The 14,121-nt window shown below is 59.2% G+C and carries 12 protein-coding genes; 6 read left to right on the forward strand and 6 right to left on the reverse strand.

The window, feature by feature from the left end; translation table 11 throughout:
• Positions 1–203 precede the first annotated feature (203 nt).
• The 6 genes from DW821_RS01290 to DW821_RS01315 all read right to left on the reverse strand — a co-directional run bounded on the left by DW821_RS01290 (position 204) and on the right by DW821_RS01315 (position 6,944).
• Positions 204–1,967, reverse strand: coding sequence for an AarF/ABC1/UbiB kinase family protein (locus DW821_RS01290; protein WP_118065111.1), 1,764 nt, complete (start codon positions 1,965–1,967; stop codon positions 204–206).
• Between the two features lie 8 nt (positions 1,968–1,975).
• Positions 1,976–2,392: a hypothetical protein gene (locus DW821_RS01295; RefSeq protein WP_117637319.1), complete on the reverse strand. Its 417-nt coding sequence runs from the start codon at positions 2,390–2,392 to the stop codon at positions 1,976–1,978.
• Between the two features lie 148 nt (positions 2,393–2,540).
• On the reverse strand, positions 2,541–4,064 hold the full coding sequence (locus tag DW821_RS01300; RefSeq protein ID WP_117564483.1) for a C69 family dipeptidase: 1,524 nt from the start codon (positions 4,062–4,064) through the stop codon (positions 2,541–2,543).
• 366 nt (positions 4,065–4,430) lie between these two features.
• A complete protein-coding gene (locus DW821_RS01305; RefSeq protein ID WP_117637321.1) occupies positions 4,431–5,285 on the reverse strand; it encodes a bifunctional 5,10-methylenetetrahydrofolate dehydrogenase/5,10-methenyltetrahydrofolate cyclohydrolase in 855 nt (284 codons plus the stop codon).
• 2 nt (positions 5,286–5,287) lie between these two features.
• The gene (locus DW821_RS01310) at positions 5,288–5,920 is read right to left on the reverse strand and encodes a cyclodeaminase/cyclohydrolase family protein (protein WP_158551275.1); all 633 of its coding nucleotides are present in this window, start codon (positions 5,918–5,920) and stop codon (positions 5,288–5,290) included.
• Positions 5,921–6,104: 184 nt separating this feature from the next.
• Entirely contained in the window at positions 6,105–6,944 is an 840-nt protein-coding gene (locus DW821_RS01315) for a zinc-ribbon domain-containing protein (protein ID WP_118065113.1), read from the reverse strand.
• A gap of 352 nt (positions 6,945–7,296) precedes the next feature.
• On the opposite strand from DW821_RS01315, the gene DW821_RS01320 reads away from it, so the two are divergent.
• The 6 genes from DW821_RS01320 (at position 7,297) to DW821_RS01345 (ending at position 13,918) form a co-directional block, all read left to right on the forward strand.
• Positions 7,297–7,908, forward strand: a complete 612-nt coding sequence (locus DW821_RS01320) for a hypothetical protein (RefSeq protein WP_117637325.1) — start codon at positions 7,297–7,299, stop codon at positions 7,906–7,908.
• A gap of 226 nt (positions 7,909–8,134) precedes the next feature.
• Positions 8,135–8,728, forward strand: coding sequence for a hypothetical protein (locus DW821_RS01325; RefSeq protein WP_117637326.1), 594 nt, complete (start codon positions 8,135–8,137; stop codon positions 8,726–8,728).
• A gap of 304 nt (positions 8,729–9,032) precedes the next feature.
• Positions 9,033–11,492: a phosphatidylinositol-specific phospholipase C gene (locus DW821_RS01330; RefSeq protein WP_118065115.1), complete on the forward strand. Its 2,460-nt coding sequence runs from the start codon at positions 9,033–9,035 to the stop codon at positions 11,490–11,492.
• Between the two features lie 406 nt (positions 11,493–11,898).
• A complete protein-coding gene (locus DW821_RS01335; protein WP_304999776.1) occupies positions 11,899–12,810 on the forward strand; it encodes a YhcG family protein in 912 nt (303 codons plus the stop codon).
• A 62-nt stretch (positions 12,811–12,872) separates the two neighbouring features.
• Complete coding sequence (locus DW821_RS01340) at positions 12,873–13,661, forward strand: ADP-ribosylglycohydrolase family protein (RefSeq protein ID WP_118065117.1); 789 nt, start codon at positions 12,873–12,875, stop codon at positions 13,659–13,661.
• 35 nt (positions 13,662–13,696) lie between these two features.
• Positions 13,697–13,918 (forward strand): hypothetical protein, encoded by a 222-nt coding sequence (locus tag DW821_RS01345; RefSeq protein WP_118065119.1) that lies wholly within the window; start codon positions 13,697–13,699, stop codon positions 13,916–13,918.
• Positions 13,919–14,121: the final 203 nt, after the last annotated feature.

Below are 14,121 nucleotides of genomic sequence, written 5' to 3' on the forward strand. Positions count from 1 at the left end.
TTCTCCCAAACGCGCAGGAAAACCGCGCATTCGTGCGTCTCCGCACCACCATCTAGGCCATCGATTATTACTGTCGATATGGTAGCACGCAAAAGGGCCCCGCACACAGGCGAAGCCCAAGGTACAAGCTATGGTTTGCGATAGAAAAGGGCGGGGATGAAGTGCCGAGCAAAATAACCCGTTTCCCCGACCCCGGGAAATCGCTAACGCTTACCGCCGTGGCTATTGCGCCAGATCTCGCGGCCCAGCATCAGTGCCAGCGCCAGCGCGCTCACGTAGCCCATAAAGCCAATGACCGGGATACCAAACACAACCGGCTCGATACGCGCATAGTACACCACCGACGAACCGATAAACAGACCGGCGATCACGATAGCCATCGACATGCGGTCGATAATTCCGCCCAGCTGTCGCAGCGCCTTATCGCTGCTCATGATCTGCGTGTTCACCTTAAGCTGGCCGCGCGTGAGCATACGCGAAGCCAAGCCCAAATACTCGGCCGCCTCGAGCGAGCCTTTTGCCGCGCGATAGCTGCTCGCGGCCAGATCGCGTCCCATATCACGCACGCGCGCATAGGTGCTCTTCTCGTTTTTGATGTGCGTCTGGATGATCTGGATCATGTTGACGTTGGGCATATACTCGGTCAGCAAACCCTCGAGCGTCACCATGCCGCGGGCGAACATCGTCACCACGCTCGGCAGCTCAACGTCATTTTTGCGCGCCAGATTGAGCAGCGAGGTCAAAAACTCGCCGATATCTAGGTCCTTAAGGTCAAGGCCCGCAAAGTCAGCCACGATATAGTCAAGATCGGACAAAAAGGCCGAATGATCGAGCTCAGCCGAGTCGCCACGCGTCACGGCGAAGCGCATGAGCGAATCCTTGAGCTTGGGCACGTCACCCTCGGCCACGGCGAAAATCATGTCCTTTACGATACCGCGATCGTGGCTCGACATGCGTCCGACCATGCCCAAGTCGATAAAGTAGACAATGCCGTCCTTGAGGATGATGTTTCCCGCATGCGGGTCGGCATGGAAAAAGCCGTCGTCGAGCACCTGCGTCGAGTAGTCCTCGACAATCGCGGCACCGATCTTTTCCAAGTCATAGCCCTCGGCCACCAAGCGTTCAGGATCGGCGATCGAAATGCCGTCGACGTAATCCATGACCACCACGTGCTCGGTGCACAGGTCCAGATAGGATTTAGGGCACGTCACGCCATGAACGCTCTTATGGAACTCGTAGAAGTCGTTGAGGTTTTTGGCCTCGGCCAAAAAGTTGGTCTCCTCGCGAAACGAGGTCCACAGCTCTTCGACCACGCCGTGCAGGTCAACAAACTGGTCGGTGTTGACGAACTTTGAGACGATACGCACCACCGAACGGATGATGTCGATATCCTGAGCCATCACCTGCTGCGCGCCGGGGCGCTGCACCTTAACGGCCACGTCCTCGCCGGTCACCAGGCGGGCACGGTGTACCTGCGCGAGCGACGCGCTTCCGAGCGGATTGGGGTCGATCGCGTCGAACATCTGCCCCAGGCGCTGGCCGTACTCCTCTTCCAGACACCGGAGCACTACCTCATACGGCACCGGCTCTACATCGGAGCGCAGACGACGCAGCTCGTCGCAAAACCGCTGCGGCAAAATCTCGGAGCGGTTAGCCAGAATCTGCCCCATCTTGACGAACATAGGGCCGAGCTCTTCAAGCAGACGACGCAGGCGCATCGGCGTGAGGTTGTCCCACACGCGATACTTTTTGATCAGGCGAACGATCTGCCCAATGCGCTCACGACGACCTGCCGGCGTGAGCTGGTATTCCTCATCCGGCGCCATCGCGTCGGGCTCCTCGGGGACCATATCGACAGCGCGCGGCTTCTTGCGAGCGCCCGAGACGGCGGCATCGACCTCGTCGACAACCGCCGCCTCGTCACCCAAGGGATCTTGATTGTTGTAATCGGTGGTGGAATCTGCCATCTGCGCTACTACTCGGCCTCTTCGGCATCCTCTGCATCGTCGGGCTCAACAGACTCGACGGGCACCGAAGTCACGTTGTCCTCGACCGAATCGACGATGTCGCGCACATGGGCCAGGAAGGCCGTACGCTCGGGGGCGGTCATAACGCGGACGCGCGCCAGGATGAGCTCATCGAGCACGCGCTGCGCCGCAGTCTCGCCCTGCATGCCCAGGCGCTCGGTCAGGTCGGAGATGGTGCCACCCGCCTGCTCGAACATATCGGACACGCTGCGGGCGATATCGGGGGTGCCGGCATCCTTGCGGACCTGCTCGCCCTTGGTACCGAGGTCGTCGAGAACCTTCTTGCCGCCCTCGACGGCAACGGCGGCGGCGCCGAAGCCCACGTTGATGGCACCGTTAACAAGCTGATCGAGTTTCATAACCATGGTTGGCTCCAATCATGAACAACTGCATTGGACTTCTTGTACCCAAGATTGAGTGAACGACACAAAATCGTTTTACCGCCAAGATAGAAATCGAGCGGGCCAAAGCCTTTGACGGCGTTTGCCCCGCTCGTTCGCTGCAAGGTTGCCTTTACCTTACGTTGTCGTTCATCGCGAAAGAGTTCTTCATGGCGCAGCTCGTGGTGTAGAGCACCTTGCCCAACAGGGCATCGGTCTCCACGCGCACGAGCTCGGCAAACTCCTCGTTGGCGCGTGCAAGCTCGGCAGGCACCTCGGCCTCGGGCAGAACGGCTACGGCAGCGTCGACGTCATGAATCTGCTTGTGGCCCATGCCGCCGACCTTCTCCTGATAATCCTCGACTGCGCGGCCGCACTCATGGAAGCGGACGTCGGCCAGCGCGCCGATCAGGCGGTTGGCCCAGTAGAAGTTTTCGGACGTCACGCGAGCCTGCGTGTCGGCAAAGTACTCGGGCATGGTCTCGACGTTGGCGTACAGCGGAACCAGCGCGTTAAACGAGTTGGAGCCAAAGGCCATCCACTGCACGGCGCGGTAGGCCGGATGCGCATAGGGGCGCAGCTGCAGCACAGCGAGCTGGCTGTTGCGGTTGATGCCGATGGGGCGATAGGCGCCACGCGTGGCGGGCGTGCCCTTGCTGCCGTAGCAGTCGTACTCCGTGCCCTGGTAGTGGCTCGAGAGTACGTACTTGATGTCCTCGATGGTCACCTTGCGCTCGGGCACGCGGCTCCAGGGAATATCGTCGCTCTCGGGCGTGTAGTCGGCCTCGGGACCGTCCCACACATCGCTGGGGTTAAGGCAGCGCTGCATATACCAGGCGCGCGGCGTGTTGTAGACGTGGTCGCTGTCGCTGTGCGAGCCAAAGGCCTCGCGCGGGTTGAAGACCGCGGCCGGACCGTCGCCCTCGACGCCCAGCGTCAGGTCCAGATGCCACTCGGCCATCCAAGCGCGCAGGTCGGCGGAGCACATGTGATCGGCCTGGGCGCCCTCGGCGTCATCCAGGTCAAAGCTGTCGATACCCAGCTGGTTGGGCATGGTCACATAGGCGTCGTCAGGCACGCGCTTGGCGATCCAGTGGTGACCGCCGATGGTCTCGAGCCACCAGATCTCGTCCACGTCGCTAAAGGCGATGCCGTTGTTCTCGTAGGTGCCATAACGCTCGAGCAGGTCACCCAGAATGCGTACGCCGTCGCGGGCGGATTTGGCATATGGCAGCACCAGGGTCACCATGTCCTCCTCGCCCAGACCGCCGGGCTGCGCCGGAACATAGCCGTCCTCGTCCTCGTTGCCCTTGGCGGGCACGTAGTCGACGAGCGGGTCGGCGCCGCGAACGCGCTCGTTGGTGGTGAGCGTCTCGGTTGCGGACATGCCCACATTGAGCTCGTTGAAACCGGCCTCGGCCCAGATGCCGTGGCCCGGGACAACATCGGGGACGCTCGTGTAGCGCATGGGGTTATCGGGCAGTTCAACGGTCAGGTGACTCAGGACGCTCGTATAGACGCGCGGCTGCTCGTCGGGATGCACCACACGCATACGCTTGGGCTCAAACACCCCGTTGGACGAATCCTCGTTGCGGGCGACCAACGTCGACCCGTCGTAGCTCGCGTTCTTACCAACCAAAATCGTTGTGCACGGCATGCGCATCCTCCTTGAGCGAAGAAGTCAAACGATAACAGTGTATCGCTTCGGCGCAAAAAGGGCGAAACCACGGCCACAGCAACCCCTGTGTGCAAAAAATGTCAAATATGAGTACTGACACCAATTTAGTAGCAGCTATTTTGCCGGGCGTGGGCGTCGAAAGTCTACATTTGTACAAAAGTTAGACTATGTAATTCCTCAAAGGTCCAATAAAATAGGGGTCCCTATCGATACTAAATATCGTTAGAGAGCCAAAATGACCTAAATTATATGCGACTAGCTTGGCAACAGTACTCATATTTGGCATTTTTTGCACACGGCGTGTCACGGGAGTATATATCTAACCCCCTAATCAGCCAAAAATGCCTAGTTCAATGCGCGCTCCGCCGCCTCGATCACGTGTTTGGCGAGAATCGCCGTCGTCACTGCGCCCACGCCGCCCGGCACGGGCGTGATGGCGCCAACAATCGGCTCCGCAGCATCAAAATCGACGTCGCCGACCAGCTTGCCGGCGGCCTCGTCCCAGTTAATACCCACGTCGATGATCGTCTGGCCCTCGCGAACCGCATCCGCGCCAATCGTACGCGCACGCCCAACCGCGGCAACAACAATGTCGGCAGAACGGCACTCAGCAGCCAAGTCGCGCGTATGCGTATGGCACGTCGTCACTGTGGCATTGCGAGCCGTAAGCATGGCGGCAACGGGACGGCCAATCACCAGCGACCGACCAACGACCGCGACCTTGGCTCCATCCAGCTCAACGCCGTAATGGTCCAGCAACGCCAGCACAGCCTCCGCTGTGCAGGGGGCAAAGCCCTCGCCACGCCCCGAAAGCGTGGTAAGCAGCGAGGCCGGCGTCATGGAGTCAACATCCTTGGCAGGATCGAGTGCCGCGGCAACTGCATCCTCGTCAAGCCCAACGGGCAACGGACGAAACATCAGGCAGCCATGAACAGCGGGGTCGGCATTGATGTCCTCGATGGCCGCCAACAGCTCGTCCTGCGAAACATCGGCAGGAAGCAAAACGCGGCGAACCTCGATGCCGACCTTCTCGCAGCGCTTGAGGGCGCCACGCTCGTAGGATAGATCGTCCTCGCGCTCGCCCACACGAACGATGGCCAGCGTCGGCACGATGCCCCGTTCGCGCAGGGCGGCGCAGCGAGCAGCGAGTTCCTCAGTCAAAGCACGGGCAACGGGAGCACCCTTCAGCAGCTCTGCCATGGCTATCCCCTCTTCCTGGCGGCGTCGGCGGCGCGGCGCGCCAGCGCATCGGCGCGCGGCAGCCACGTATCGAGCAGTTCATCGCACGCCGCCTCGAGCTCCTCGGCGCGGGCACGATCCTTCATAGACGTGGTGTTCGCAAAGAGCGTCAAACTCGCGCCCTGCATGGCAGCGCGGCAGAATACGGCGCCGCACGCCACATCGGACAGCAGTTGGCGCGAACCCTTATCGGCCATGTCCTCGAGCAGCGCCAGCGCACGACCGCACGCATCCATAATGCGGTACGGCGGCATGGCTGCCACGTGCAGTGCATCCTGAATCGCAGCCGGTCGAGCCGGATCATCGCGCGGAATACCGTATGCCGCAGACACCTGGCCGTACGCACGAACGTCCTTGGCAACCAGACCCACAAGCTCCTGAGCCAGCTCGTCTGCCTGGGCAAACGCGTGCGTTAGATCGTCTGCGCGATCGGCAAGCGCGGGGTTCGTCGCGCCATAGCGAGCAACCATCCCGCACAGCGAGGCACCCAGTGCTCCCACAAACGCGCTGGCGCTGCCGCCGCCGGGAACCGGCTCGCGCGCGGCAAGCGCCTCGGCAAAACCGCGACAGGTTTTATCCATCATCTCTTGGCTCATCGAAACACCTCTGCCTAGAGCGCCGGTCGCCACGGACCGCGCCGGAATAAAAAATGGGACAACGACGCCAGGAAGCGGTTGTCCCATTCATCGATCTTGTCCAAGCCAGTCTAGCCCATAAGACAAAGGCTGTCAGGAGCTCTGGCTATCGGTGTTTCCGATTGCCGGCTATAGGCACGGGCGCCTAGTCCACCTGAAACGTCGGCAGCAGCGTGTCGATAATCTTCGATCCCATGTCGCGGTTTGCAGTCGAGTACTCCAAATGCGCCGTGGCAATCGTCGAATCCGTGACGATCGTCTTTTCGTAAATGACCGTATCGTCCTCACACCACGAGACCACGTACCAGTTGTCGCCCTCTGCGGTATAGAGGTCGGCCTTGCCCGAGGTGTCCTCATCGACAAACATCTCGTGTGCAGTTTCGTCGTTAATGTTGACGTAGCCAGACAGGCTGATCACAAAACCCGTCTCCGGATCCTCGTACCTTGTGCTGCTGCCGCTGGGAGTATCTTCCATCTCAAAACGGTTGGGAATCGACATGCTATAAGGATGCATGTCGTTCGTGTACGTATGCACGTCGGTCAGGTAATCGTCCGAATCGCCCGAACCGTAGTATGCCGACTCGTCCCCGGGGACGGCCTCGTCATCGGACGCCGAGGATTCCTTGGACTTGGACTTGTCGCTCTTCTTCTTGGCAGAAGAATCTTTCTCGTCCGAAGACCCGGTATCGACCACCGAAATCTGCGTGCCGGAGCTCTTTGACCCATTGAGCACCGTAAGCGCAAACACCGTGCCGCCGCCGATGAGGACCACAGCAGCACATGCCACAGCGATAATGACCGGCGCCTTGCTCTTGGGCTTTTGAGGCGCAGGCGCGACCGGCGGCATCGATTGGGTTAGGCCCGGGGCAGAGGAAGGACCAGCGCCCGTAGGCGTCGGCGCGGAGCCACCCGCAAGCGACGCCCCGCAATGCGTGCAAAACGTCGATCCATCGGGAACTTGCTGTCCGCATTTTTGACAGAACATCGTTCGACCTTTCGTGGTTTAGCTTTTGTCACAGCCAAGTCTATACGCCCCCACCCAGGGCGCTGTTGCGCAACATGAAAAAGCCGATGCCGAGCCGTACCGTCCCATGCGCCTGCCCCAAACATGGGACACATGGCCCACCTTTCGAGACTCCCGGGCAGCACAAGCTGGGGCATATCTATAAGTAAGGAACCCGTTGGGGCACGGCCACTCAACGGCCGAAAACTAAGAACGGAGGTATCGCCGCACCACACACAACGACATCCGCCACGCTTGCGAATAGCAACATACACCAACGGCTCCAACAACCCGCGGCGCCGTGATGTCACCGACAGACAAGGAGGACGCCACCATGAAGAAAAAGACCCTATCGATCCTTTCCCTTTGCATCGCCCTCTTTGCCGCACTCGCCCTTGTGGGCTGCGGCGGAAGTGCGTTAAGCGGAGGCGGGGGCAGCAGCGCATCCAAGAGCGAGGGCAAGGAAAAAGCTCCCGTCGCCAAGAAGACCGACTTTATCTGGTTTAAGGTCGAGATACCCGAGAGCGTTGGCGTGAGCGACTCCGCTGGCAAGAATGCCGACAGGGTCCAGCTCACCTTCCCCGAAGACGAGAACGGTTCGGCCGATCGCTTTATCCCCGTTTGGAAAAAAGCGCTGACGGCCGAGGAATCCCACGCCGACCAGGCGGAAAAGAAGGGGGATACGTTCCAGTGGAAGGATGGCGGATCCGTCGAGTATAACGGCAGGACGTGGCTCGTCGGAACGTACGAGGACAACAGCGGCGTCTCAACCCTCCTCTTTACCGACGTTGAGCCGGGAAGCGTCTACGTTCTCATCTCGAACTTCGATCTGCATAAGAAAGAAGCCGAGGCGCTCCTCAACTCCATCGAGTTTCCCGATGACATGGCGAAGGCAGTTGCCGAGGCACGCGAAGTCGAGATTTCGAGCATCGAGATCAAGCATTAGGGGCTCGCACGCAGCATCGCATGCGCAGTCATTAAATGATTGGACGCCCAGCCAGGGGAGGATCGGATCGGCCGGCCCTCCCCTCTTTTACGCCCGCGCATATTGCCACTTAACGGCGCAAATCCTGCCCCCAGAATGGGACACATGGCCCACCCGAACGAGCCGTCCACGCGTACAGTAAAGGCAGGTAATCCATGGGCGGTTACAGATCGAGGAGGACACGACCATGAAAAAGAAGGCCTTTGCGATTCTCACCCTCTGCATCAGTCTCTTTGCCGCGGTTGCCCTGGTGGGCTGTGGCGGAAGCGGCGGCGCTACCGGCAGTGGCGGTGGCGGCGGAGCAGAAAAGCCAGCCGTGGATATGAGGACCGACTTCATCTGGTTTAAGGTCGAGGTCCCCGAGGGCGTCGAGATCACCGACGTCGCAGGCGACACCGCCGACAGGGCCCAGTTTAAGTTCACTGAAAGCGAGCACGCCAGCGATCGCTTCATCCCCGTCTTCGACTCTGACAAGAACGCCGACGAGCTGTTCGACTACGAGGCAAAGTGGAATGCCAGCTTTGAGTGGACCGAGAATGACCCCGTCAAGTACAACGGCAAGACTTGGCGCAACGCTTCCTATACACACTCGGGCGGCGTAACGACCGAGTACTTCACCGACGTTGAAGGCGGCAGCGTGTACGTGCGCATCGACAACGTCGAGGAGCACAAGGATACCGTCGAGACCATGATGAAGTCCCTGGAATTTGCCGACGACATCGTCAAGGCCAAGGCCGAAGCCATGGACGTCAAGCTCGACGATATCGAGATCAAGCGCTAAGCGACTGGCGAGCGCAGCGGGAAACACAGGCACAGTGCAAACAAGCGACGATACCCCAGCGCTTCGCACCAAGGGAGGATCGGCTCGCCGGCCCTCCCTTTCTTATGCCGATAGCCGGCGAACGCGAGGGTGCCGGGCGGCAAAACCACCCCCAGCGCGGTAGCAGCACAAATAGACAAGCGCCCCAACGCGTCCGCCCGCCGATTTATAGCGCCGCGCAGACAATTAAGCCAACACGTTTAGACATCTGGGCAGTATAGTGACCCAAACGAGTGCATAACCGCACCCTGCGAATGGAGGAGTTATGACCGAACACCACGCCATCAGTCGCCGAGCGTTTACGTTGGGCCTAGGACTTGCGGCGTTGTCGCCGCTTGCAAGCCTGCCCGAAACCGCGACGCTGGGTATTCCCCTGCGAGCGGCATTTGCAGACGACGCTGCCACAGCGTCGGTCAGCCTCGACAAGTTCGTCATTCGCCTTCGCCCCGCGGGCTATTTTCGTACCGCAAGCGTCAACCAAGACGGCAACATCAAGGGCAACGTCTGCCACCTTTTTAATGACGGCACGTCCAGCAAGCTCATCCTTGAGCACGTAGTGACCGATACAAAAAATACAAATTGGTATGCCATCCGCACCCTGCTCAATTTCGAAGAGCACAAGAAGACGGGCTACAGCATTTGGTCGGTCGATGGCGACTCGGACAAAGATGGAAAGGTCATCCACGTATGGAGTGGCGAGCATGACGGCAAGGCCAGCCGCTCTTTTGCGTTCGACCGCCAGCTAAACGGAACCTACATCATCCGAGACCGCACAAACGAGGAAAAAGACATTAATTACCTGGCCATAGAAAAGGACGGCAAAGACCAAGACAACAACAAGATCTGCCACAAGAGGAAGAGCATTCCGTGGGAGCTCGAGCTTGTCGGCTACAGCATGGACAAGACCAACGCCACAGTTAGCAGCATCGACTGGATCACGTATAGCAGCTACGTCGACGGACCATGTTGGATGAGCTACGTCGATGGCAACAAGTTCCTCGACGAACTGAGTATCCCGGGCACGCACGATTCGGGCACCTGCAGCGTCGACAACGACACCGAGCCCCAATCCTCCCAAGCAAAATGCCAGCAGGATTACATCCCCACGCAGCTGCTCGAAGGCGTTCGCTATTTTGATATTCGACTCGGAAAGGGTGAGAACCCCGGCATCGACCACGGAGCTTGTTACCTGCTCAAAAAAGACGGGAACTTTATGCATCTCTCCGATGTCATCGGGTACTTCAATACGTTTTTGAGCGAAAACCCGACAGAAGCGCTCATCATGCTCGTGTCGCGGGGCAATGACGAGGCTACCGACGAAAGCCTCACGACGGCCTTGGGCAAGGTTTTTGATGAGAACCCCAACCTGTTCTACACATCGAGCCGTATCCCCACGCTGGGCGAGGTGCGCGGAAAGATCGTCCTGCTGCGTCGGTTTGGGCTCGCCGGCAACAGCGTAAGCAGCCACACATGGGGCCTCGACCTCACCCAATGGGACGACAAAATCGCAGCACACACCGACAGCACCTCTATGTGTCTCGTTCGAGACGAGCGGGGCTTTGAAGCCGCGGGGAAAACGGGTGACGAAGAGCCCTATTGCACCAAGGTATACGCCCAGGACCATTACGAATGCACAGGAACCGACAAAATCGGCTGGGTCGATATGGCGCTGAAGGAGACAACCAAGCTCGCCCGCATCATGGTGGACGTCGAGGACACTGACGGGGCCAAGGTAAAGGTCCTGGAGCATAGCTGGTGTATCAACTACACCAGCTGCACGAACTACAAACAAGGAAGCAGTCCTTTTACCGCAGCACGAGTGGTCAACGAGCATCTATACAAGAGCCAGTATATAAACAGCACCGGAAATGAGAGCACAAAGGAGGACTGCCTCAAGCACATTGGCATCATTGCGTCCGACTTTGTTGATGCGGCACTGGCCCGAAGCATCTACCAGCGCAATTACGATGCGAAGCACAAGCAGACCGTTTCGTACTACCTCCCGACCCGCATGCGCATGACGTACGGCGACTCGCTGAGCGATGCCTCATTCCAGGATGGCAAGACCGTTGGCGAGGGTCATTTCCGCCTTGTCGACAGCAGCAACGTACTCAACGTGGCGGCTTCGGGCTATGCGTTTACCATCGAATATGTGGATGTCGACGCCCTGGGTAACGAGACCGCTACGGGGCTGCAGGGCTCTGTGCCCATCGATATCGATCCACGCGCGCTGACGCCCCATTTTGAGGGACTCGAAGGCCTTAAGGCCGGCGAAGACGTGCGCGCCAAGATTGCGGCATCACTCGAGGGCAAGCTCGAAACCGATGCCTGCACGGCCCAGCTCGAGTTTGTGCACGACGCGGACGGCGCTCCGGGCACGGCAATGGCCGAGGGCGAAACATTTGCCGCAGGGACGTACTGGGTGCGCGCGAAAGGCCTTTTGGGCGACGCGGCACAAAACTACACACTCGCCAGCGACGGAGCCGCAAGCTTTACCGTTGCAGCCTCGGGCAACGCGGGCGGCACCGGCACTGGCGCCAACGCGGGCAGCGCCGACAAGAACGGCAAGGGCAACAAGAGCAAGGGCTCGGGCGGAAAACTCGCCGACACGGGCGACGGCTCCGGCATCGCCGCCGGGCTCGCCGCTGCCGCCGTGGCGACAACAGCCGTCGGCGCGGCAATGCTTGCCAACGACCATGAAAGTGACGAAGGCGCTAGCGAATAGGCCAGCCGGCTTTCAGACGCATCGGCTCAATCAGGGGCGCAGAATACCGTTCTGCGCCCCTATTTTTGACATGAAGGAGTAGCAAAGTGTTGTTATCCATGCGTGTCACTCCCGCGGGGTTCGCTAAAACTGCCTCTATGGCCACATTTTAGTCACCGCAAGACTCCCATGCGAAGGCGCCAGACAGCACAGCAATTCGTGTCCGCGCGAGGCTTTAAACTAAATGCGATAAAGATGCATTCCACAAGAGGAAAGTGGGGCGACAGTGACGGGCGAACTGGTAAACCGTGGAGAATCGGCAATCGTGCCAGAAGTTTTTTACAAGCAGGTTTCCTCGATTCTCAACGCCGCTCGCGACAAGGCCTATACCGCCGTTAACTTTGCGATGGTTGAGGCGTATTAGGAGATCGGCAAGAGCATTATTGATGAACAGGGCGGAGAGGAGCGCGCAGCATATGGAGAGGCATTGATTGCAGGCCTCTCCAGAAGGCTTACCGCGGATTTCGGAAGAGGCTTTGGCATCGCAAACCTTCGCAATATGCGTCAGTTCTTTCTTGCGTTTCCAATTCGCGACGCACTGCGTAGCGAATTGAGCTGGACTCATTACCGCAGGTTGATGCGCATTCCCGACCCTGATGCTCGCGCCTGGTACATAAACGAATACGCCGATTCTCGTTGGAGCACGCGTCAGCTCGAGCGCCAGATTAACACCATGTTCCGCGAGCGCCTGCTTGCCAGCAAGGACAAGGAGGCCGTCACCCAGGAAATCCAAAAGAGCGCCCTGGCTCGTCGCCCCGAGGATATCATCCGCGACCCATATGTACTGGATTTTTTAGGTTTCTCGGACGATGCTGCGTTTCGCGAGAGCGATCTAGAGCAGGCGCTCATCACGCATCTTCAGAAGTTCCTGCTGGAGCTTGGCCGTGGTTTCGCTTTCGAGGCGCGCCAAAAGCGCATCACCTTTGATGGGCGCCATTTCTATATTGACCTTGTGTTTTACAACTATCTGATGCGCTGCTTCGTGCTCATCGACCTTAAGACCGATGACCTCACGCATCAGGACCTGGGCCAGATGCAAATGTATGTGAACTACTACACGCGCGAGCTCATGAACGAAGGCGACAATCCGCCCATAGGCATCGTGCTCTGCGCGGACAAAAGCGACTCGATTGTCGAGTACACGCTGCCCGAAGACAACGACCAAGTGTTTGCCGCCAAATACCTGCCGTATCTTCCAAGCAAGGAAGAGCTGGCGCGCGAGCTGAGTGCCGAGTACCGCGCCATCAACGAAGCGACTAATGGCGAAGCGCAAGGGTAGCAGCACGTTGCGACCGATACCCCCGATGGCGCTCCACATCACCCGGGAAAGAGGAGCTTTCCATGACAGACAGACCGAAAACAACACTGCGCGACTGTATCTATGGGCTTGCCGTCGGCGACGCGCTGGGCGTTCCTTACGAGTTCAGGCCTCGTGGCACGTTCGAATGCACCGACATGATCGGCTACGGCACGCATGGGCAACCCGCCGGCACCTGGAGCGACGACACATCTATGACGCTTGCTACCTGCGACTCGATTAGAGAGCTCGGGCATATCGACGCCTCAGACATGCGCGACAAGTTTGTAAGTTGGATTGCCCGTGGGGGGTATACGATCGACGGCGTTTTCGATTACGGCGGCACGACCGCCCGCGCCTTGCGTACCGGCAAAGGAGGCTCCGGCGAGCGCGACAACGGCAACGGATCGCTCATGCGCATCGCTCCCCTGGCGTTCACCGATGCGACAGACGATGAGGTCAGCAAGGTCTCCGCGATTACGCACGCCCACAGAACGTCGACCGACGCATGCGTCATATTTGTCGAGCTGATAAGGAGCGTGATGAACGGCGCGCTTCCCTCATGGGTGCTCCAGCTGAAAGACGTGCCCGAGCGTGGAATCAGGTCTGGCGGCTTCGTGCGCGACACCCTTAAGGCAGCCACCTGGTGCTTCGTCAACACTAACAGCTACGAAGATTGCGTGCTTGCCGCCGTCAATCTGGGCGACGACACTGACACCACCGCAGCCGTCGCAGGCGCGCTCGCCGGCACGGCATACGGCATCGACGCCATCCCGCAGGAATGGATCGACACCCTGCGCGGAAAAGAGCTGATTGAGAGCTGCCTGTTTTAGGACACACTTACGATAGAAACTGACCAGGAGACACCATGGAAAGAGAGACCGCAAATATAGACGAGTTCCAAGTGGACGAAAACGGGATTCCGCTATTTCCAGCAGGACTGAAGGAAGAAGCCAACCTCTATGTCCTCCCCGACGGGCGCTACCTCCCCTGCGGGGTCTACCGGACCGAAGATGGCGGCTCGCTCATTTATGAGCCATCCGAACTAAGCTTCTTCGGGCAGATGCTTGCTCAATTCAAAGAGTGCTAGAGGTTTGATCGCCCGTTAGATCGATACTGCTCCAAACCATGGGATGGGCAGGATGCCTCCCACCGCGGCCTGTGAGGTAAAATCTTGACTGCCGCGGAATCCGCCTGCGGGCAACGCTCCGATCTCCGGTTGGGGTGAAGCCTATGAACTTGTTTCTTGAAATCCTGCGCCTCTCGATGTACGTGACCGGCATTGCCCGGAAC

The sequence above is a fragment of the Collinsella sp. AM33-4BH genome, assembly GCF_003469205.1.
GTDB lineage: Bacteria > Actinomycetota > Coriobacteriia > Coriobacteriales > Coriobacteriaceae > Collinsella.